The 22,017-nt window shown below is 35.4% G+C and carries 21 protein-coding genes, 1 tRNA gene and 1 pseudogene; 15 read left to right on the top strand and 8 right to left on the bottom strand.

Features of this window, described 5'->3' with window-relative positions:
• Positions 1–113: 113 nt before the first annotated feature.
• Positions 114–257 (bottom strand): hypothetical protein, encoded by a 144-nt coding sequence (locus AY606_RS16120; protein ID WP_155858167.1) that lies wholly within the window; start codon positions 255–257, stop codon positions 114–116.
• Positions 258–441: 184 nt separating this feature from the next.
• On the opposite strand from AY606_RS16120, the gene AY606_RS09840 reads away from it, so the two are divergent.
• On the top strand, positions 442–912 hold the full coding sequence (locus AY606_RS09840; RefSeq protein ID WP_067867693.1) for an Lrp/AsnC family transcriptional regulator: 471 nt from the start codon (positions 442–444) through the stop codon (positions 910–912).
• 120 nt (positions 913–1,032) lie between these two features.
• On the opposite strand, the gene AY606_RS09835 is transcribed toward AY606_RS09840, so the two are convergent.
• The 3 genes from AY606_RS09835 to AY606_RS15805 all read right to left on the bottom strand — a co-directional run bounded on the left by AY606_RS09835 (position 1,033) and on the right by AY606_RS15805 (position 5,306).
• Positions 1,033–1,782, bottom strand: a complete 750-nt coding sequence (locus AY606_RS09835) for a YebC/PmpR family DNA-binding transcriptional regulator (protein WP_067867690.1) — start codon at positions 1,780–1,782, stop codon at positions 1,033–1,035.
• Positions 1,783–1,895: 113 nt separating this feature from the next.
• Positions 1,896–2,459 (bottom strand): 1-acyl-sn-glycerol-3-phosphate acyltransferase, encoded by a 564-nt coding sequence (locus tag AY606_RS09830; RefSeq protein WP_067867688.1) that lies wholly within the window; start codon positions 2,457–2,459, stop codon positions 1,896–1,898.
• Between the two features lie 1,188 nt (positions 2,460–3,647).
• Entirely contained in the window at positions 3,648–5,306 is a 1,659-nt protein-coding gene (locus tag AY606_RS15805; protein WP_212838727.1) for an amidohydrolase, read from the bottom strand.
• A gap of 593 nt (positions 5,307–5,899) precedes the next feature.
• Between AY606_RS15805 and AY606_RS16305 the strand changes: the two genes are divergently transcribed.
• Positions 5,900–6,055 (top strand): hypothetical protein, encoded by a 156-nt coding sequence (locus AY606_RS16305; protein WP_171255388.1) that lies wholly within the window; start codon positions 5,900–5,902, stop codon positions 6,053–6,055.
• A 123-nt stretch (positions 6,056–6,178) separates the two neighbouring features.
• Here AY606_RS16305 and AY606_RS09815 read toward each other — a convergent pair whose 3' ends face one another.
• From AY606_RS09815 to AY606_RS09805, 3 genes are read right to left on the bottom strand one after another with little or no spacing between them, the layout of a single operon-like run.
• Positions 6,179–6,910: a hypothetical protein gene (locus AY606_RS09815; protein ID WP_067867685.1), complete on the bottom strand. Its 732-nt coding sequence runs from the start codon at positions 6,908–6,910 to the stop codon at positions 6,179–6,181.
• Between the two features lie 4 nt (positions 6,911–6,914).
• The gene (locus tag AY606_RS09810) at positions 6,915–7,127 is read right to left on the bottom strand and encodes a hypothetical protein (RefSeq protein WP_502692124.1); all 213 of its coding nucleotides are present in this window, start codon (positions 7,125–7,127) and stop codon (positions 6,915–6,917) included.
• Positions 7,128–7,172: 45 nt separating this feature from the next.
• Positions 7,173–8,408: a site-specific integrase gene (locus AY606_RS09805; RefSeq protein WP_067867679.1), complete on the bottom strand. Its 1,236-nt coding sequence runs from the start codon at positions 8,406–8,408 to the stop codon at positions 7,173–7,175.
• Between the two features lie 159 nt (positions 8,409–8,567).
• Here AY606_RS09805 and AY606_RS09800 point away from each other — a divergent pair.
• The 7 genes from AY606_RS09800 (at position 8,568) to AY606_RS15800 (ending at position 12,930) form a co-directional block, all read left to right on the top strand.
• Positions 8,568–8,644: transfer RNA gene (locus tag AY606_RS09800), tRNA-Ile, on the top strand.
• A 79-nt stretch (positions 8,645–8,723) separates the two neighbouring features.
• Positions 8,724–9,428 (top strand): hypothetical protein, encoded by a 705-nt coding sequence (locus AY606_RS09795; RefSeq protein WP_067867676.1) that lies wholly within the window; start codon positions 8,724–8,726, stop codon positions 9,426–9,428.
• A 183-nt stretch (positions 9,429–9,611) separates the two neighbouring features.
• A complete protein-coding gene (locus AY606_RS09790) occupies positions 9,612–9,809 on the top strand; it encodes a helix-turn-helix transcriptional regulator (protein WP_067867674.1) in 198 nt (65 codons plus the stop codon).
• On the top strand, positions 9,809–10,063 hold the full coding sequence (locus tag AY606_RS09785; protein ID WP_067867671.1) for a hypothetical protein: 255 nt from the start codon (positions 9,809–9,811) through the stop codon (positions 10,061–10,063). Before AY606_RS09790 ends, AY606_RS09785 begins: the two co-directional genes overlap by 1 nt.
• Positions 10,060–10,785, top strand: a complete 726-nt coding sequence (locus tag AY606_RS09780; protein ID WP_067867668.1) for a DUF1376 domain-containing protein — start codon at positions 10,060–10,062, stop codon at positions 10,783–10,785. The genes AY606_RS09785 and AY606_RS09780 overlap by 4 nt, the downstream gene beginning before the upstream one ends.
• 10 nt (positions 10,786–10,795) lie before the next feature.
• The gene (locus tag AY606_RS09775) at positions 10,796–11,521 is read left to right on the top strand and encodes an ATP-binding protein (protein WP_067867665.1); all 726 of its coding nucleotides are present in this window, start codon (positions 10,796–10,798) and stop codon (positions 11,519–11,521) included.
• Positions 11,522–11,796: 275 nt separating this feature from the next.
• Positions 11,797–12,930, top strand: coding sequence for a hypothetical protein (locus tag AY606_RS15800; protein WP_081408390.1), 1,134 nt, complete (start codon positions 11,797–11,799; stop codon positions 12,928–12,930).
• A 73-nt stretch (positions 12,931–13,003) separates the two neighbouring features.
• Here AY606_RS15800 and AY606_RS09765 read toward each other — a convergent pair whose 3' ends face one another.
• The gene (locus AY606_RS09765; RefSeq protein ID WP_067867663.1) at positions 13,004–14,062 is read right to left on the bottom strand and encodes a competence protein CoiA; all 1,059 of its coding nucleotides are present in this window, start codon (positions 14,060–14,062) and stop codon (positions 13,004–13,006) included.
• 119 nt (positions 14,063–14,181) lie between these two features.
• Between AY606_RS09765 and AY606_RS09760 the strand changes: the two are divergent.
• The 6 genes and pseudogenes from AY606_RS09760 to AY606_RS09735 all read left to right on the top strand — a co-directional run.
• Positions 14,182–15,051, top strand: a pseudogene (locus AY606_RS09760) (type I restriction-modification system subunit M); the annotation flags it as partial.
• Positions 15,006–16,142 (top strand): DUF8426 domain-containing protein, encoded by a 1,137-nt coding sequence (locus AY606_RS16875; RefSeq protein WP_502692120.1) that lies wholly within the window; start codon positions 15,006–15,008, stop codon positions 16,140–16,142. The pseudogene AY606_RS09760 and the gene AY606_RS16875, both read left to right, overlap by 46 nt.
• Positions 16,143–16,155: 13 nt before the next feature.
• On the top strand, positions 16,156–19,350 hold the full coding sequence (locus AY606_RS09750) for a 5-methylcytosine restriction system specificity protein McrC (RefSeq protein WP_081408389.1): 3,195 nt from the start codon (positions 16,156–16,158) through the stop codon (positions 19,348–19,350).
• 544 nt (positions 19,351–19,894) lie between these two features.
• Positions 19,895–20,308: a RidA family protein gene (locus AY606_RS09745; protein ID WP_067867660.1), complete on the top strand. Its 414-nt coding sequence runs from the start codon at positions 19,895–19,897 to the stop codon at positions 20,306–20,308.
• 22 nt (positions 20,309–20,330) lie between these two features.
• The gene (locus AY606_RS09740) at positions 20,331–21,002 is read left to right on the top strand and encodes a DUF1028 domain-containing protein (RefSeq protein WP_067867656.1); all 672 of its coding nucleotides are present in this window, start codon (positions 20,331–20,333) and stop codon (positions 21,000–21,002) included.
• 32 nt (positions 21,003–21,034) lie between these two features.
• Positions 21,035–22,015, top strand: a complete 981-nt coding sequence (locus tag AY606_RS09735; protein ID WP_067867652.1) for a LysR family transcriptional regulator — start codon at positions 21,035–21,037, stop codon at positions 22,013–22,015.
• The last annotated feature ends 2 nt before the right edge of the window (positions 22,016–22,017 follow it).

The raw sequence follows: 22,017 nt of genomic DNA, 5'->3' as shown, positions 1-22,017 counted from the left end.
GACTTAACCCAATACAATCGCTGCTCGAGTTCTAAACTTGGCATTGATGTCGTTAGAAATGTTACATCGTGACTCACTAGCATGCTGCTACTGATACCTAAAATGTCGTGAATCTAATCTGTGACACCCGAGGCAATATTGTTTAAATTGATATTGCCTAAACTGCTGTTAGCTAGACATAAATCTTTAAGTTCAGCTAGTTCAAGCGATGAGCTCATCCAATACATCGGTAATTTGAGTAAGATTAAAACCACCATTCGACTGAATCAAACTGCTGATCAAGTTTTAACGTGTTGAGCTTTCAAAATCTTATTTTGAATTAAGCATGTTTTTGGAAAATATTTTCAGAATATTAAAACTTTATGGAAATAAACAATTGTTGTATAACTTAGAGAGCGCAATTTTTTGCGCATCTATTGATTGTTGAGAAAGAGTATAAAAATGGAACTGGATCGTTTTGATAAACAAATCCTAGAAATTTTGAATCAGGAAGATGCGAATTTAAATGAACTTTCAGAACGAATAAATCTTTCTGTGAGTTCTGTACATCGACGCATTAAGCATTTGATTGAAGCCAATATCATGACGCATTTAAAGCGTGATATAAATTATGCCAAGTTGGGTTTTAGCCTGCATGTTTTATTGCAAGTGTCTTTAAATAAACATGACACCGATACTTTCGCGAAGTTTTTAGAAGAACTGGAAAGTATTCCGGAAGTGATTAATGCCTTTTTAGTGACAGGTCAATCTGCCGATTTTATTGTTGAAGTGGTCGCAAAAGATATGGAAAATTACAGTGAAATTCTTCTAAAGCGTATCGGTAAAATTGAGCATGTTGTGGCACTGCATTCGAGCTTTGTCATTAAAGAATATAACGTGTTGAACTGTAGTGGCTTACTCAGTCGGGTGTAATCGCTTTTATTCAATCTATCACTTTAAAAATTGATTCTCTGATTGATGTCTGTTTGTAAAGGTCATAAAAAACGCACTTATTCGTGCGTTTTTTATGAAAGATTTAAACTGGTTATGCAATTAAGCATCCAACTGTTCTAAAACTTCATCTGAAAATTCTACGTTGGTATAAACGTTTTGAACATCATCAAGATCTTCAAACATATCGATCATTTTCAGAATCATTTTGGCTTGATCGACATCGGTAATTTCAGCTTTAGTGGATGGACTCATCACAACTTCAGCATTGTCAGATTTTAAACCTGCAGCAGATAAAGCATCCTGTACATTACCAAATGATTCAGGTGTGGTGATGACTAAAATTTCATCTTCACTCACTTCAATATCTTCAGCGCCGGCCTCTAAAGCCACATCCATGATTTTATCTTCTAAAGAAACATCCTCAAAAGTAATTTCACCACGTTTGGTAAACAGGTAAGCCACTGAACCAGCTGTACCTAAGTTACCATTGGTTTTAGAGAAGCAATGACGAACGTCAGGTACAGTACGGTTCAAATTGTCTGTCATTGTTTCGACCAGAACCGCTACGCCACCAACGCCATAACCTTCGTAAGTGACTTCTTTTAAATCATCGTTATCTTCACCACCGGCACCCCGTTGAATAGCACGGTTGATCACATCACGTGTCATATTTACAGACAGTGCTTTTTCGACAACAGCACGTAGACGCGGGTTACTTCCCACATCTGGGCCGCCGAGTTTTGCAGCTGTGGTTAATTCACGAATGTATTTGGTAAAAACTTTACCACGGCTCGCATCTTGTCTTGCTTTGCGATGCTTGATATTGGCCCACTTGGAATGACCCGCCATGCGAAATATGCTCCTTGTAGATTGGCTTTATGCCTAATCGAATGTACTAAATTCTACCATAAGCCCTTTTTTCTTAGAAAGGGCTGGCTTTTAAGTTTTTATACAAATACCCGTTAGTTTTTAGGTTCTGGAATAACAATATCCAAATCCACCTTATCTTTATAAAGTTGTTTAAGCAAAGCTAAGTCATGATTGATTTCAGTCGGGTATATTTTTCCTAAAATGCCGCCTTGCTTAGTAGTTGAATTGGCATACATTAAGACGATAGGAACACCTGCGGCCTTGGCAATATGCCAAAATCCGGTACGAATTGGTCTTCTGGTTTCACCCGGTTTTGCACGAGTGGCTTCAGGTGCAATCACAAGATTGAATTTTTCATTTTGCTGAAAATGCTCCACCATAACCGACACGATATCTTTATTAGATTTACGATCGACTGCAATACCACCAATGGCTTCTAATAACGGTTTCATCGGACCCTTAAATAATTCTTTTTTAATCAGGGTATGAATTTTCATATCAAAAATTTGGAACAGGGCCAGAGACAGAACTGCATCCATCATTGACGTATGTTCAAAGCCAACAACGACTTGTTTATTCTCAAGTACATCGGGTTCAACATGGTAGGTCCATCCTGCAAGTTTAAATGCAGATTCACCAATAAATTTTTTTAACATAGGAGGAAATTAGGCAATCTGAAAGTTAGCTAATTTCTGCTTGTTCTTATTTATAGTCAAGAGGGTATGTGTTTAAAGTGAACAAATAAATACAGAGTGATATCGTTTTAAAAATAGCTGTATTAATTGTTTTTATATATAAATAGACTTTAATAAAGATCTTAAAACTATTACTTAATATGAATTAAGTCTTAATAATGACTTGAAATGACTATTCAGATCAAAAAATAACTATTAGACTTTTGTCGAAGATAAAAGTTTCTGAACAAATTGTTCAACTTCGCTTTTGTTTAATAAGGATTGAAAAGAATGATGTATTTTTCGACTTTTTTATTGGCGTTTGGGTTGTTTACCCTCGTTATTGTTTGGTCTTTGATCGAAATTCTCCTGGAATCCCGAAAAGAGCGTAGTTTTGGTTCTTAAGTAGGTGGCTAACCTAACTGTTAAAAAATTAATTTCTCTTTTTATGTTTTGAATAAATACTTAAAATAAAGGCTAAGTAATTAAATTAAGACCTTTTGAGTATAATAAATTCATCATTCTTTTATCATGTAATGTCGAGTATTAAAATTGCCTGAGTGGTATAGCCTATGTTTTTATTATCTGGATTTATTTTTTTAAATAAAAAGTATGCTCACCTAATTTTATCAGTCACAACTTTTTTCAAATATAAGTTATAAATAAATGATTAACAGAATTGTTGTGTTACTGTGCAATTAAAAGCGGAAATGCTTGTGTTTGAAAAATCTTTGTTTGTATTGCCTCGCTTGAACTTTTTGATATATAACAAATTCAGCTTATAAGGGCTTATAGATCATTTGATTAGAGCAACGGACTGATAATGTAAATTCTCCTGCAAAATTCGAAATTCCTCATAATCTTTCACAATAAATACTATACATCGAATTAAATCCTTAAAACCTTATATTTACAGCATATTGCAATACATAAATCATTATGGCGATCGATTGAAATATTTCTATCCTCTACCAATCAAATATAGTCTGCTAGGCCTTATAGGCTGAATTAGATTTTCAACAGTTCCGTTGGTATGTCATGACTGATAGGCAGGCAGATTATTGCCACACTGTACGAGTTATCACAGCAGTACTGCAACAAAGATAGGTGAGGCCTAAGAAAAGACCCTCAACTGAGGGCGGCTTTTCTTATTTACGTTACTTTTATTGCTTAATGTTTATGTCCATCATCCAGTTCAATCACTATTTTATTTTTGGCTTTGGCTGTTCCTTTTAAATCATCGTAAACTACTTTTCCGTGAAACAATGTCATCAATACTTGGGAACCCTCAAGTTCATCAGCTGGAAGTTTAAATAGATCCTGATCCATTACTACCAGGTCGGCAGCTTTACCCACCTCAATTGAGCCCGTTTCTTTCTCTGCAAAAATCGCTTCAGCACCTTGGATGGTATGGCTGTTTAACATTACATTTAAGGGAACACCTGATTTTACTCCACCTGCAATTCTAGTCATCGGGAAGAATTCACGTACAGGATAATCGCTTGAAGAGTTGACCAAGACACCTGCATCAAAAAATGCTTTAGGCAATGGATGACCATCTGCGCGAATATTCAAAGCTTTAAAACGTGGAATAGTTGGAATAGCTTCATCACTCACATGCGTAATCATATGGCGTGCGTCACGTGGACCATTTTGTTGACGTGCGTATTCAAATGCGTCCAGCATTAAATTGTAGGTACTAGTTGGGCCAATATTATGAATATAAACTCGGAATTTTTCTCGATCGAGTTCAGCCACTGTTTTTTTCAAGACTTCCTGATCCCAGACTACTGAACCATAAGTACTGCTTGCCCCAGTTCCGAAAATTTTAATTGAATCCGTTTTAAAGAATTTTCCTTTATATTTAGCGCGACGTTCAATAAAACCAGGGATCTGCTCAGTCCCTCGATTTTCATCGGCCCATTGTAAAAGGTCATAACGGACAGTCAGTTTATTTTCTTTATCCAATGCCTGCATGGCATCTAGGAAAGTATCAGTTGGATAGTGAATCGGAACCATGACAGAGGTTACGCCGCGTTGAGGTGCAAGATCTTCCTGGAAAGATAAGATGGCATCTTTATATTCTTGCACACTAAAATCTGGTTGAGGTAGGACACTAATGACCAAATTCTGGGCGCCAAATTCACGTAAAATACCGGTCGGCTCACCCATGCCATCACGATCAATAAACGCACCTGGTGGATTTGGTGTGTCTTTAGTTATACCTGCATTTTGCATTGCGCGGGTGTTGGCCCAGACTTCATGATGTCCATGGGTAATGAATACTGCCGGGATATCTTTACCCACAATATCATCTAGTAATTGTGCTGGAGAACGGCCTGTTGCCTCAGCCTGTTCAAGAATATATTTCAAATTCCAGCCCACACCACGGACTTGTTTAATATCGGGACGTGTGGCTAAAAAGGCTTGAGTTTCTTGTTTATAACCTTCCAGACTTGGTGCTGTTAAGTTTACCCAGTACATCGATTCTGCACGAAGATAAGCGTGGTTATGAGTATCAATAAAGCCTGGCAATAACGTTTTACCTTGTAAATTGATCACGCGTGTATCTTCACCGCGCCACGTTTTCAGTCCAGCATCATTACCGACATAAACAATTTTTCCGTCTTTTACCGCGACTGCCTGAGCTTGAGTACCTTTAGCATCTGCAGTGTAGACCGCAGCGCTTTCAAAGATTAAATCTGCCTGTTTGGTTTGTTGATGCTTCTCATCATCATTGCCACATGCAGTCAGGGCAAGTGCAAGGGTGCTTAATACAGCTGAACCCATCCAAAAGCGGCGCGGAGCATTTGGGGATAATTGTTTCATTGTTCTTTCCGTCCTGGTTTATTGACAATAAAGAGCCTCTTTATTGTTATTAGCATGACAATATATTTAAAAACCTTTTAAATATTTTTTGTTGTATTGCCATATGTCTAAATTAGACAGCAAAGGTTAGGGTGTCAAAAACCATCGGAGTATATTTTTATAGGCGGAGAGTATATGGAAAATAAACAAGACCAACTGACATTTTTACAACACTAATTAAACGGAAATAAATATTATTAGATATTTTCTTATAACACGCCCATGAGAGTGATAATCCAACACTATGGAATTTATAATAAAATAATATTTAATTAGATCTTTTTATAATATTATTAAGCAAGTACTACATTGCTCATTCGATTATGATGAAATTAAATGTAGTGATAGGTGTGAAGGTTCTTTATATAAGAGCTTTGAGTAATAATTGTTAATACACCGTAAATAGTTTTATTAATAATCAACAAGTTCTTTTTATTAAATTTACAGTCACACAACCTGATACAGATGTTATGTTGGATAAGTCGATTTAAAGAGTACCTTAGTAAAGCTGCTACTAAAGCAGTTTATTCCAAAACTATAGGATGGAAACTAAAATGGCTAACCAACAATCAAACCAACAATCAAACCAACAATCTGATCAACAGCAACAACAAAACCAACAGAATGATCAGAAACATCAACAACAACAATCAGACCCTAAACACCAACCAAATCAACAACCAGAAAATCCGCAAAAACAACAAAAATAATATTGGATAGAATGGAAGCAAAGCCCTCAATTGAGGGCTTTGCCATAATAGAACCAGTGAGAATTAGCTAGATTTATCTAGTTTTAATTTGTAAATGCAATGATTTAGAATTAATTCATGCGCCTAAATCGTTTCTTCAAGGTGATTTAAAAATTTAAAATAAAATATTTTATTTTCTAGAGTTCCTACTCGATCCTCTTTAAAAAAGTCATCTATTTTAATTATTTGCTCTTTTAAATTTAATTGATCGGAATAGCTATACATTTTTTCCTTAATATCATTGGTATTGCCTTTATTTTTATATATTAGATTGATTGAAATAGATTGATCGTAATACTCACTATAAAAACCGATTAAGAACGTATAGTGCATTTGAATTTGAAAACATTTTTTATCAAATTGAAGATATATTTTTTCTAAAAAATCATCTTTTTTGATTTTAGAATAAATCTTGATATCTGGGTATAAACTAAGAAGTACATTTTGAAAATTAAGGTTGCTTCTTGTTATAAAATCATTGTATAAAATTAATTTTTCATTTGTATTTTTTATTATTAATGAGTTGCCTCTAATTATTATTAACTCTTCATAAATTGGTTTTAAGTTTTTTATAATGTTTGAGAGGTATTCATACTCTAATTCATATTTCCGTTGGTCTTTCCAGCTATCCAATAATAAGTATGCAGCTATAGGAGTAAATATTGTCGCCGACCAACCTAGCAGCCCCATAATTGCACTTACTTTATCTGCCCCAGACTCAGGCGTTACAACTAATATGTAAATTAAAAAACAAATACCAATAAGTAAGAAATAAGCTACTGTAAGTTTTCCTAACAATTTTATTTTTTTATCCATAATATTAATTCACTGTTCCCAAAACTGGAATCATTCTAGGTCCAGTCATTCTTGCTTTATTCACAGTTTCGATCAGCTCATCATAGTTCAGATTGAATAAATCTGAACGATCAAAAATATACTCGACATTCTTATCTTTAAGGTGTTCTGAAGTTTCTGGAATAAAACGCGCTGGAATTAATTGCTGTGTTAATTTTTCAGCAGTCAATGTGGGAATATTTTTAATGTTGCCGTCGAATTTTTGCAGGAGTATATTTTTCTTTTAATCATCACCCCATATTGTTTTGTATTCACCTAAAACAATATCCTCAATAGCATTCATTGCTTCTCTTAATTTCCTTTCACTGACCTTAATATAACCAGAAGTCACATCACGATCCTCCTCATGATTAAGCAGTTTTTTAATCGTGTACCGGTCATAATCAAGGTTTTCAGCAATAGATCCAAAGGTCCTACGTAAATCATGAAAACTGAATTCAATTCCACATGACTTATTAATCTTTTGGCGTACTTTGGATATATTTACAATGTGGCCAGAACTAGATTTAGCAGAGGGGAAGACCCATTCAGTAGTGGCCTGTGCACGTCTTTTCTTCATCAAATTAAAAAGAAGGTCGCCCATAGGCAATGTATGAGGTTCGCCATTCTTTGGATCTATAGATGCGATTCGTCCACATTTTAAATCTATACTGGACCAAGGTAGAGATTCACACTCTTCGCGTCTAAAGCCAGTTAAAACTAAAGTCAGTAAAAAATCCCGGTTAGTCTCCAGTTGTTGACCGCGATCTTGATATTCAAATACTGCTTTAATCCAGTCGGGCATCTGGTCTTTATTAATATAGGTTTTTCGGGGTCTGATTTTATTCCAGGCATTCTTAGTATTTAAGGTTTTAATAGGGTTGTGTGCATCAAGAATAGGTTTATCGTTATTGTCCAGATAATGTTCAACCGAATAATTATAAATGGCACGAAAAACACGCATAGCCATATTGGCTTGTGCTTTGCTTCTCTGTGATAACTCTGAGTGCTTGGCTTGAATCATAGTACGTGAAATATGATCAAGCTTAATGTTCTGCCACTCCTTCAAGTAATCATCAATCACAATCGTATAATCTTTTACGCTTCTAGCTTTTAGTGTTTTATGAAGAAGATAATTATCGAAGGCTTGTTTTAGAGTAGGCTTACTTTGTGATAAGTCTGATTTTGCTTTTTCCGCAGCAATGGCTTTTTTCTTTTCATTATTGGGATTGATCCCTTGTGTCATCTGAGCAAGTTTGTCTCTAGCAATCTCTCTGGCTTGGACAAGCGTTAAATTGCCATGTAGACCAATTGTAGACCGTACTGTTTTTCCAAGAACTTTCTTTTCGACAATATAGGTCTTACAGGTTGAATTCACTCGGATAGCGAAACCAATGATCTCGCTATCTCTATAAATAGTAGGAATCATTTCGAGTTGATCAATAAATGTCTTTGTGAGCTTTACTCTTGAAGAGGACATCGCTAGAATCGCTATCAATTGCACTATCTTGCAATATAGTACAATAATTTCTAGCGTCTACCATGGGTCTACAAGTAAAAATGCTTGCTCATTTACGAAATGTTAGATAGTATTGATGCACAGCCAAGCTATTGAATATGATGGCTTTGCTAAATTATAGGGCCTATAGCTCAGTTGGTTAGAGCAGCGGACTCATAATCCGTTGGTCGACAGTTCAAGTCTGTCTGGGCCCACCATATAAATCAACCCCTTACGTGTACTAATCGTAAGGGGTTTTTTAATTAAAACAAAAAAGGTAGCTAATAGGTAGCAAAAATGACGACACATTTATTCCCATTTTTAAGTGAACTCCCACCGCCTGCTATATTTTTTATAGATGAACATAGAGCACAAATTTTTGCAGCTCAAAACTTAAATGGTTCTTTGTCACTTTTAACGGCAATCCAGTTGCTGGTGGATTGTGTATCGGATAGCAATGAAATTCAGAAATATTCAGAGTCCCAGTTGGTAGTTGAGTATGTTAATGCACTTATCAAAATTAAAAGTGATTTAAAAGGACCTAAAAATACTATTGAAATTGAATTAAATAAACTTGGAATAATTGATAAAGCAGTATTCTTAGCGGATTTAGATTCCTATGATTTTAAAAGTATAAAGACATTACAAGAATGGATAAATTTTTTAAAAAAATTTTCCAATTATAAAATTCACTCAAGAACTATTCGAAAATTGGGAAGAAAAATAAATCCTGAAATCCAAGATAATTTAGATCTTATTTCCAAGAGAGATCAAGCGGAGAAGGCAAGACAATTAATTTATCAAATATTAAATTTAATCTCTGAGGAAGAACGAAAAAGATTACTAAATATAGAAAAAGGAAGAAAGGGGTTAAAAGATAAGATAAAAAAAATAATCATAAATAATGGTGATTATAAAAAATATTTTGACTCAAATGATAAAACTTTTTCGAATCGATGGTCTGAGGTTTTACCTAAGATTAAGCAAAAACATCAAAAATAAGAAAACTAGACTAGTAGACTAGTCTAGAAATTAACTAGACTAGTTTTTATTTATAAGTTTATGAATAAATTATAAAAATAAGAAGAAACTATTATTATGTTTTTGGTGTTTTACTTTAGTTTTGGTTAATTGAGAACATTTTCCTAACAAATCACGTTGATTTGAATTTATAGGAATTGATCTATGAAGTTAATTTTTCAAAAAGAACCTCTTTTGCTTTCTACAGAAGAGGCAGCTCATAAAATGAGTTTTCAGCCTCAAACTTTGCGTAAGTGGGCAATGGATGGTAGCGGGCCAATTCAGCCAATCAAAATTGGTAACCGTTTAAGGTGGAAATTAAAAGATATACAAGAACTCTGTAACGCTGAGGGAGATGAATAATGAAAGATATTTCACCTCTTGTCCCACATAAGTGTGACCTTACCTTGTTTCCTTATCTACCTATTGAAATAGTGAAATTTTTAAAAAGTCGTGAGTGGATATCTTTTAAGGACATGGACTTACAGCCTCAAACATTACGTAAGTGGGTAATGGATGGAAGGGGGACAATTCAGCCTATAAAGATTGATAATTACTTAAAGTGGAAACTAAAAGATATTGACGCCCTCTGTAATTCGCATCGAGGTGCAAAATGAAAAATAACCCACCTTTAATAATACTACCTCTAGTGGTGTCACCTCTTGTAGTACCACCTCGAGTAATACCACCTCTAGTGCCACCTAAGTGTGACCTTAACTCATTTCCTTTTCTACCTATTGAAATAGTGAAATTTTTAAAAAGTCGTGAATGGGTGTTATTTAATCATGTTGAAAAAGTCGCATTTATTAATCTATTGCTTAAAAGTTGGCATGAAGTTCCTAGTGCTAGTCTTCCTGATGATGATGGGCTTCTAACACATCTTTCTGGCGTAGGACGAACGTGGGGAAAAATAAAAGAGAAAGTTCTTTCTGAATGGGTATTAGCTTCAGATGGGCGATATTATCACCCGTATGCTGCAAAAAGAGCTTTAGAAGCATGGTTAATAAAATTAAATGCTTCGTTAGATGCGAATAAAGGTAATGAAAAACGTTGGAATGTATCAATTGATAGCTCTGAGTTATTAGTAGATTTAGAAGAGGCATTGCAGTGTTTAAAGATATTAAATCCCACATCTAGAGCTTTAGAAAATCATGTTTTAAAAGCAATAGTTCGCGCTAATAAACATATAGATAATTATGCAAATTTATCGGGGGGCGATCCCAATATAAATAAACATAATCAAACTAAAAAAATATTAAATAAAAAAGAAGACATTAATGCTTCGTGGGAACGTAATGATCTGACTTCTCAAATTTTAGAAAGTAAACGAAGTAATTAGGGAGATGAATATGCCAAATGAACTTAATTACTGTGAAAAGCATGAATGCAATAAAGAATTATTTCTTAAATGGAGGTGGATATGTAGAAAATGTATATCAGAGAACTTGAAAAATGAGAGTAATCAACATGAAGAAGTTTCACTAAAGAACTTACTAAGTATGAAAATTAAAAATGCTCATATCCCTCTAGATTTGAAAAATAAGGATTTAAATAATTTTCTTCTTACTGACCAAGAAGATGAAAAAAGAGTTGATCGGGCAAAAAGGTATATGAAGCAGATAGTAGAAAAGAAAACTCATTTAAATCTTATGATTACTGGGCCAACTGGAGTTGGAAAGTCACATATAGCTGTGGGTATTTTAAAGTATTGCTATGAATTAAATTATTTTAGGAATTCTATTGGTTACTCAACTTCATTTGGATTAGCAAGTAAAGTTATTGCTACTTGGAAAAATCCTGATTTGAATGAAGAAGATGTTCTTAAGGAATATACGGAAATTGATCTTTTAGTTATTGATGATCTAGGTTATGACGACATGGGTAAAAAAGCTGAAATCATCAATAAGATTATTTACCGTAGGCATGAAAATCAAAAAAGTACAATTATTACTTCTAACCTAAAAGCCGATCAGGTGCTTGAATATATGGATCACCGAACTCGTTCAAGATTTTTGTCATATCTATATTCTTATATACAAATTGATACTGAAGATTTTCGTTTGAAACAGATATAAATTTTGTAAATTTTTAATAGATATTAAGTTTTAAAAATCAATAACTAAGTTGCCAATTTATTCTTATTCCACTGGGACACTTTAATAATTCACCGGAAAAATTAAAGTGTCACTTAACCTGGACAAGATTATCAAGATGGCCAATTTTTTCTTTTTCTTTTTTTTGCATTGATTCACTTACTAAATTGTATACATGTGCTCGACGGATCATCTGATCTAATAAAGCTTTTCTCACAATCTTATCCTTCAAAATGAGTTAACAAAAAGTTAAATTTATGATTAAAAAAGCAGATTCAAATCAGATAAATAATAGACATTATAATGTTGAGTTATGGGTGGGAATTCGCACGTTTTATGAATCAGCAACCCATCCTAATTATGAAAAAATAAAAAGCATGATGTGTGCTGAATTTAATCTTGATACTTTTCCATCACAACGCACTGTAGAGCGCCATGCAGTAAAAAAAAGATGGATTAGGTATGAAGATGAAATTATCAATAAAGTCGCTCCTAACAAATACAGTGATGACTTTTGGCTTTGTGTCAGAAAGATTCATGAGTCTAATCCTAAAACCACTTATAAGCGTCTAAAAGAATTAGTCCAAAATGAACTCAAGTGCAATAACTTTCCCTCGCAACAGGCTATAGCCAATAAGGCTAAACATGAGGGATGGGAAAGGTCAGATTCTCTATTAAAAGAAAGTGACGCTACCTTAAAAAAATTGATCCGCAGCGTCAAAAAAATAGAATCAGAAAATGTTTTAAACGAGGATTTAAATAATAAAGAAAAATTTGAAAATCAAAATCTTGGACAGGGTGATACAGTTATTGACGTGGATAGTTTTGACTTCATTAAAGAAATCGTAGAATGCAAAACAGTTAATATAAAAAATCTACTTACAAATGCACAAATACGACGTAAAAGTCAGGCTGAGGTGATTGTAAAATCTCGAAAAAGAATGGCATTAAATAACGATTTTGGAGATCGTTTATACGATAATCTGGTAATGACTTCTGCCTTGCTTATGTCGGATAAGATCAGGTGTACTTTTACCAAACCGATGATGAAGCAACTCAAAGATCAATTGAATACCTTGTGCCAAATTTTAGAAGTCTATAACAATTTTTCTTTCAATAGGCGTGAGAGTATTAAGTTTGAATTGTCCCTGTACGGTACACAGTTAGAAGACCTTAAAGACATGAATGATACGAAGCGTGGGAAGGATCTAAATGATGATAAAGCCTATGAAGCACAGCAATTGCGTTTAGTTGCCGAAGCGGAACGACTAGCAGCACGTAGACGTTATATTGATTCAGGTGGAGTAGAAGAAGAGGTAAATACCGAAATGGAACGACGTATGAAAGCAGGAGAATTGGATGGGTCCGATGCAGATGATCAAGTTGAATAGATGAATAAAGAAGTTACTCTCTTTTATGAATGGATTTATAGTAATAACTTAATAGCTATTTATTGATGGGTATTTATTTTAAATAAAACCAAAGCCCATCAATTTTTGTTTCATGATCAATTTTGACCTCAATATATTGGCTATAAATCATATTTTCTTCATCACGTTCGCGATAAGAAAAATGAGCTCCTTGCATGGCATCGCAATGGAAACAGCCATTTGATAAATAGGTCTCACCACGAGTTTTGCTGAATCGTTTAATAATAAATCCGTATTGATAATTCTGTAATAGGGTAGGGTCATTAAGAAGCTCACTATGTGGTTGAGATAATTGTTCAAGTCCCAACCTTTCTATTTTTATTAATTTATCCTCATGATGAATAAAGTAATTAATATCCATAATTAGATTAGTGGATTTTTTACATTTCCAGCATTTAACGATATTCATAGCTAATTGCATGAATCTAGTTGATTCTGATTTTAAGGAATATTGAATTCCACCTTTCATTAGCGTTTCAAAGAACTGAATAAAATCTATTTCGACTAAGTCACTTGAATCCCAATTATTGAAAGCTCCACTTGCTGTTAGGAGGCGTGTCTCCTTATCAAGCCATATTGAAAATGCAGGCAGTTCATAGCTTTGATAATCTAAAACATCCCATTTATTCTTCGGGGTGGTTCGCATAAACCAAACTGCTCGAATACCTGAAGTGGCATATTTATCTTGACGGCGTTTTGTCTCCTCAATACTTTGTGGTGACCACTGAATTTCAATCACAATTTTTGCTTTATTCTTCTCAGCATAAATGTCTGCGATCCATATTTCACCTGATGGCGTTTGACCACGAAACTCAGGGGTTACATTCCATCCATTTTCATGTAAATGTTTTAAGATGAGATATTTGCAGAACTGATGTTCACGACTTTCTCCTGAATGCACACTGCAATTGCTAGAGGGATGATGCGCAAAATACTGTGTACCAAGTTTATTCTTTTTGGGAATTGCACGAGTCTGGCAGCAGGGCATATGAATGCTCAGATTTTTATATTTATCTTTTAGCCTATCCCATTGCTCATCATTGAGCATAAAGCTATAAATTTCTTTATTTTCGACAATACTTAAAAAACCCATACGTATACTAATTAATATTCTTTTATACAGTCTATCTCTAGCAAATTGCGTTGTAAATCAGGCACAATCATTCCTATAAATTTCAAGTTTTTATGCCTGATGGCGAGCGGTAGTTTTAAATGACAAATAATAACTTTTCACAAGTAGCTTCATTCATCTGGTCTGTGGCCGATCTGCTACGTGGTGACTTTAAACAATCCCAATATGGGCGTGTCATTTTACCATTTACCTTATTGCGCCGTTTAGAGTGTGTACTTGAAGCGAGTAAGGCAGATGTATTGGCAGCCAATGAAAAAGTTAAAAATATGCCGTTGCCTGAAGAAGCCAAAGAAAAGATGCTTTTAAAAGCCACCAATGGTTTGTCATTTTTTAATACTTCAGAACTCAGCTTGCTCAGCCTTGGTCAAAAGGACATTCGTGCCAACCTGAGTAATTACATACAACACTTCTCTAAAGACGCACGTGAAATTTTTGAGCATTTTAAGTTTGATGAATTTGTTGGCTTATTGGACGATGCCAACTTGCTCTACAAAGTCGTGCAAAAGTTTGCCACCACTGATTTAAGCTACGGCGCGGTATCGAATCAAGAAATGGGCTTGGTGTTTGAAGAACTCATCCGCCGTTTTGCAGAAAGCTCAAATGAAACTGCAGGGGAGCATTTTACCCCACGTGACATCGTGCGTTTAACCACAGGCTTAATTTTTAACAATGATGATGATGCTCTGACCAAAGACGGCGTTATCCGCACCTTATACGACCCGACATGTGGTACAGGTGGATTTTTATCTTCAGGGACAGAATATGTCTATGAGCATAACCCTGAAGCGGTGATGCGTGTTTTTGGACAAGAGTTAAACCCTGAGTCTTATGCGATCTGTAAAGCGGATATGCTGATTAAAGGTCAGGACGTGCGTAATGTGAAGTTGGGCAATACCTTATTCTATTGGCAGATCAGGGAGATCAAGAGTTTTTCCCATACGTTGAAAAGCTTTTTGCCTTAGTCAGAAAAGGCTACCTGGATAACAAACAAAAAAAACAGAAAATTGAAAAATTAGTGATGGATCAGGAAGGATATTCTGAATATAGAAAAAAATATCCTTCAGCATCACGGTTTGTGAATGATTTTAAAAATAAGACACAAATAGGAGATTTGGTAATTGTTTCTGATGGCAATCACAAATTTAGAGCTATTGGAGAAATCACAGGAGGTTATTGTGTCTTAAACGATCCAGATAATACTCCTGAGTATGTCCAGAAAAAGGATGTAAAATGGCTGAAAATTTTTGAGCCTAGTTTAGCTGTTGAACAAATATTTGATAAAGTTCTTTCACAGCAAACCATTTATAATTTGGCAAATGCCATAAACTTGCAAAAATTACAGAATATTTTAAGTAGCAAAACAAATGAACAAGCGCAGGATAAAAAATTTATTCTGATTATTGATGAAATTAATCGGGGTAATATTTCACGCATCTTTGGTGAACTCATTACCCTGATTGAAGATTCAAAACGTGAAGGAGCTAATGAAGCCCTTTCTGTCACATTGCCATATTCAAAAGAAGAATTCTCTGTACCTGAAAATGTCTATCTGATTGGAACAATGAATTCCTCTGACCGTTCGTTAACAGGTCTAGACATTGCATTGCGCCGTCGTTTTACATTTGTTGAAATGCCACCAAAACCAGAGCTTTTAAATGGCGTGGAGGTTAAAGGTTTAAATATTGGAAAATTATTAGAAGTCATCAATCAACGTATAGAAGTACTTCTGGATCGTGATCATTGTATTGGTCATGCCAACTTCATGAGTTTGATAAAACAACCAAATTTAGAAACTTTATCTTCAATTTTTAAACAGAAAATCATTCCACAGCTTCAAGAATACTTCTTTGATGATTGGTCGAAGATCAATATGGTTCTCAACGCAAATGGCATGCTGCAATCTAATGGTATAGATAAATCACTATTATTCCCAAATGTAGCGCATGAATCAGATGGTTATTTTGATGAGCAGAAAACATGGGAAGTCGTCGATGATGCATTTAGTTTGATAGAGAGCTTTACTAAGATTATTAAGCACTAATCGGGGATCCATGATGCCTGATTACACTGTTCGAGAATATGCCTTCATCAGCGTTGCTTATGGGGGCTGTCCTGATCCAACTTTAGACCATGCTTATATATCTGAGAAAGCATTTGAGCATCTATGTGAGCTCTCAGCATCATTTTCTAAGCACGGTGCGAAAGTTTTTGAGCTGGCAGGGCGGAGAAAGCTTAAGCTTGATCAATATGTGGGAGTGATAGAAACCCCATGTGGTACACGGATTGAAATCCTTCCTAAACATGTGGAGCTTAATGGTGCTGATGATCAAGATATTATCCAGCAAGAACGTAAACTGCTTCAGAAAATGCTCAGTGTTTCTTTGCATTTGCCATACCGTGAAGCCGGTGCTGCGAATTTAAACCGATTTAAACAGCCATTGCATGAGTGGATTATCAGTCAATTCCTCGCATCATTTGAACGATTGGTTCAACGAGGTTTACGTTTTGACTATAACCGAATTCAGGAAGAGCAGAAGTTCTTAAGAGGGCAGTTGCAGCATGTAAAATACATGCGCCAGCCTCCTTCTAAAAGGCATATTTTTCCAATTGAACATGATGTATATGAGGTCAATCGCCCTGAAAATAGGCTGATACGTACAGCATTGGAAATCATCTGTAAAAAGACCAAAGATGCAGGTAATTGGAAATTAGCTCAAGAACTCCGCCTGATGACGGGTGAAGTGCCGCGAAGTCAGAATATCAGGCAGGATTTTAGACAATGGCAATCAGGGCGTTTAGCTGATGGTGAAATTGCACATGTAGTGATTGAACCTCAAGTGAAGCAAGTTCTGAATGAAATTAAAAAAATGCCGAACAGACGTATTTCTGGTGAGCGAGCGCAAGCATTTTTACACAATCCATTTGCTCAACTAGGTGATGATGCAATTGAAGTTATTTCACCTGAGAGTTTTGAGCAGTCCAAGCAGCAAGCAGAAATTTATACTTATACTTTACAAATAGAAAAAAATTATGATGAGTTAAATCATTATGTTTCTGCAAAATTAGAGTTACACGAGAATTCTGAAAGAGAACAAAATCCAATTTTACTAGAACTATATAATGTGGATCAGACTTCTTATTTTATTCAAGCCTATGAGAAAAAATCCCCTGTTTTTGTATGGGCAGGATATGAAATTGACCGAAGTAGGTCTTTAGAAAATCAAATTCAAGAATTACAAAATGATCTAAACGAAATTCAAAAATATCAAGATGAATTACAAGCTCAAAAAGTGTTGGATCTATCGAATTATAGCGGTCGTGTTATTGGTATTGGTGAAGCAGAAAAGCTGAACTCTGAATTTATTAAAAGAGACAGTGGTGAATCCGAATGGTTGCCACAATATTTAATTGACTTAGAGCAGCACCTACAAGATGAAAATCTTGATGAAACCATCGAATTGCTTGAGCAGCGGATTAAGCAGGCAGAGCAAAACAGTCAAGATGAAGTTGGAATTCCATATACAGATAAAGAAGTTTCATTAGATGATGCCAAAAATTTACTAGACCATTTATATGCTTCTAAGAAAGAAGAACCAAAAGAGATACTAGAAAAATCTAACGCTAATTCACAGAAAAAGAAAAAAGATACATTATTAATTGCGAATAATATTGATGAAGCTGAGTTTACAAAGCAACGCGTAAATCGCTTGCTTTTTGATGAGAATAATCCTCCAACAGCTAGGCTACCTACTAGTTTTAGAAACCAAGAATTTAGCTTAAAGCAGCATCAAGAATATGGAATTGCGTGGTTGCAGAATCTTCATCAGTATGCGCCCCAACAAGTTAGTGGCTGTCTTTTAGCTGATGATATGGGTTTAGGAAAAACGCTTCAGCTTTTATACTTTATTGGTGAGTATCTAGAATTTGCTGAAGATAGAAAGCCAGTATTAGTTGTGGCCCCAGTTTCACTGTTAGAGAATTGGGAGGCGGAAGCAAATCGATTTTTTAGTGGTAAATTTGCCAAAATATTGAGTTTATATGGTGATAACTTAAAAGAAAGGAAAATCCCTAAACATCTAATTTCATCACAGCTTAGAGATAACCATGGTATTACAAATCTCTTAGAAGAAGATTGGCGTGGTAATGCAGATATTGTTTTAACAACCTACGAGACGATGCGTGATCTTGAGTTTTCTTTAGCTAGAGAAGACTGGAGTATAATGATTTGTGATGAAGCACAAAAAATTAAAGTTCCTACAGCAATGGTGACAAAGGCTGCAAAAGCTCAAAAAGCAGATTTTAAAATTGCATGTACAGGTACTCCAGTAGAGAACTCTTTAACCGATCTTTGGTGTTTGTTCGATTTCATTCAAGAAAACTTATTAGGTCCTTTAAATGAGTTTGGTAAAAACTATCGTAAACCTATAGAAAATACTGAAAATAATGATGCAGCAGCACTATCAATGCTTCGTGAGTTAATAGCCCCTCAAGTATTACGAAGAATGAAACATGATGTCGCAGATTTACCCGCTAAAATTGAGGTAGATCACTGTAAAAATATTGAAATTTCATTATTGCAAAGACAATTATATATTGATGTGGTTAACCGCTTTAAAAAATTGTCTGCAGAAGGTAATCAGGGAGCGATGTTAACTTCTTTGCATAGTATGAGAATGATCTGTGCTCATCCATTACAGTTTCAGCCAAATGCTACTTTTAATGATTCTCCAAAAGTAAATTGGTTAATCAAAACTTTAGAATCTATCAAGCAAAAAAATGAAAAAGTCATTATTTTTACTGAATTTAGAGATATTCAAGTATTTCTTAAGCGAATTCTTCTGGAGAGATTCGGCTTAAACGTTACAACGGTCAATGGTGATTCAAATACGAGCAGTAAAAAAGGGTTAACACGGCAAAATTTGATTGATAAATTTCAAGAAAAATCAGGGTTTAATATCATTATCTTGTCCACTACTGCGGTAGGATTTGGTGTTAACATTCAACGTGCTAATCATGTCATTCATTATACACGTAGTTGGAATCCAGCTAAGGAAGATCAAGCAACTGACCGTGCATATCGTATTGGGCAAGATAAAGAAGTTTTTGTTTACTATCCAACAGTTGTAACAGACGAATTCAAGACTTTTGAAGTAAAGTTGGATCGACTTTTATCAAGTAAAAGGGAATTAGCTGATGATATGTTAAAACCAAATGTAGATATAGGTCGTGAATTAATCAAATTAATTTAAAGGTTAATCAAAAACTAATTCTAAATAAATTTGTCTAGAGTAAAGATATGGATTCTCATGGTTTTTATACTTATGATGCGAAATACAAGGTTAGAATGATTTCATATTATTAAGCCCACTAAAGATTACAGTAGTAATCTTTAGTTTGTTGAAACCTGCTATCTCTAACTTTTATACTGGGTAAAATTTGGTGAAAATCTAACTTAATTTTATCTTAATTATAAGTTTTTAAAGGAAACTGAAGTTGAGTTAAGATGCCACCATCACCAAAATTCTTAAAGGCCTTAAATCGAAAGATTTAGGGTTTTTTATTACCTTCACGTAGATCGTTCAATTATTGATTAAGTTAGATTTTAAATTTACATCGAGCTAATCAAAAAACAATCAACTAATTAAAGTCAAAAAAATAATTTATAAGAATAAATTATAAAAATCAAATATTTATATGGTAAGGATTTTTTAAAGTAGTAGCACAGAAAAGGGGAATTGCCTTCCAAGAAGATTAATTCATACTGAAGATGTACCAGATAGAGGAATATCTCAAATGAAACATACACGTATCAGAACATTTAATACCAAAGCAACTTATCCAGAACAAAATTTAGATAACGATTTATGCCAGGCAGTGGTAGCACGTGGTAGCACGGTTTTCCTTCGTGGACAAATTGGTCAGAACCTAGATACCGCTGAAAGTGTATGTATTGGTGACGTAGCAGGTCAGGCTGAACAAGCAATGTATAACATTAAAATGTTATTGGAAGAAGCGGGCGGCGAGCTGGAAGATATCTGCAAAATCACCATCTATATCATTGATCCACGTTACCGCGAAGATGTTTACCGTGTAGTGGGCAAATGGTTAAAAGGTGTATTCCCAGTTTCAACAGGTATTGTCGTTTCCGCACTTGCACGACCTGAATGGCTGGTCGAAATTGATGCAACAGCAGTGATTCCTGACTGATTTTATAAAAGGATAATTGCTTATGACATTTTCCATTATTGCTCGTTGCCATAAAACAGGGCAATTTGGAGGGGCAATCAGCTCCTCCTCTCCAGCTGTAGCAGCACGGTGCATTCAAGCCAAAGCAGGGGTGGGTGTTGCTACATCTCAGAACATTACCGATCCATACTTGGCAAGCATTTTGCTAGATATGACCAAATATGATCTGGCACCAGAAGAATCTATCGCGGAATTGGTGAAAAATACCGAATTTATCGAGTATAGACAGCTGACCGTAATTAATTCTGATGAAAAACCTGCTGCATTTAGTGGCAATTATACATTAGGTGTTCATTCACAGTGCGTAGGTGAGCATGCTGTTGGTGCAGGAAATCTTCTTGCAAATGAAGGTGTTCCAAAAGCTATGGTAGAGGCATTCCACCAGGCAGAAGGAAGCTTGGCAGAGCGACTCTTGGTTGCCTTGCAAGTCGGCCTAGCAGCAGGTGGCGAAGCTGGTCCAGTTCATTCAGCGGGTCTTTTAGTTGTCGATAAACTCGAATGGCCTGTGATTAATTTACGCGTTGACTGGTCTGAGACTCCGATTGAAGACTTGTATCAACTGTGGAAAGTCTATGAACCGCAAGTTGAAGATTATGTTGTTCGTGCGCTAAATCCTTCTGGCTCTCCAAGCTATGGAGTTTCTGGCGATGAATAATGCTTCAGTGAGCACTGATCAAGGATCCAATAGTGCTAAACAGAATCTCATTACGCCAGATGCAATACTTTGTTGCTACTGCAGAAAGCGGTAGCATCATCATTGCTTCAGAAAAAATTCACGTTTCTTCACCATCGATTTCTGCGGCTATTGCACATATTGAATCTGAGTTACAAGTACAGTTATTCATCCGCCAACATGCAAAAGGTTTGATCTTGACCAATATTGGTGAAAAGGTCATGCATGAATGCAAATTTATCTTAAGCCAGGCAAACAGTCTGTATGCTTTGGCTGCAGACTTTTCCGGATCCATTCGTGGTCCATTAAAATTGGGCTGTTTTACTGCATTTTCACCAATGATTTATGCCGAAATCATGCACGGCTTTACCAATCTATATAAAAACGTCACTTTGGAGTTATGTGAAGATGATCAGCAGGTGTTACTGAATAGTTTAGTCCGAAACGAACTCGACGTTGTTCTAACTTATGATTTAAATATCGATCATAACCTTGTTCACTTTGAGCCATTGGCTGTATTACCTCCACATGTATTGGTCAGTGAAGCACATCCCTTAGCGCAGAATGTGGCAGTTACTTTAGAAGAACTGGCAGAGCACCCAATGGTACTGCTCGATATGCCATACAGTAATGACTATTTTATTTCGTTATTCCGCAATCATAAGCTGAGTCCGAAAGTCGTGCATTCTTCGCGACATGTCGATGTTGTACGCTCAATGGTGGCCAATAATCTAGGCTATACCATTTTAAATGTTCGTCCTAAGAACAATCATTCCCTGGATGGAAAACGTCTGGTTCGCTTAAGAATTGCAGGGGAACACCGTCCCATGCAAATCGGGCTGGCGACTGCTAAAAATGCCAACCTGAATACAGTTTGTCAGGCATTTATCAGCCGTTGCCGTGCCTTTTTATCTAACCAGTATATTCCAGGAATGGGCGATGCACATTTCTTTGACCCACATGTAAAAATGCAACGTGTTGCGGAAGAGGCTTAATT

This window comes from Acinetobacter sp. SFB (assembly GCF_001647545.1).
Lineage (GTDB): Bacteria > Pseudomonadota > Gammaproteobacteria > Pseudomonadales > Moraxellaceae > Acinetobacter.
The sequence above is the reverse complement of the archived record's forward strand: the minus strand, read 5'-3'. Positions and strand labels throughout refer to the sequence as shown.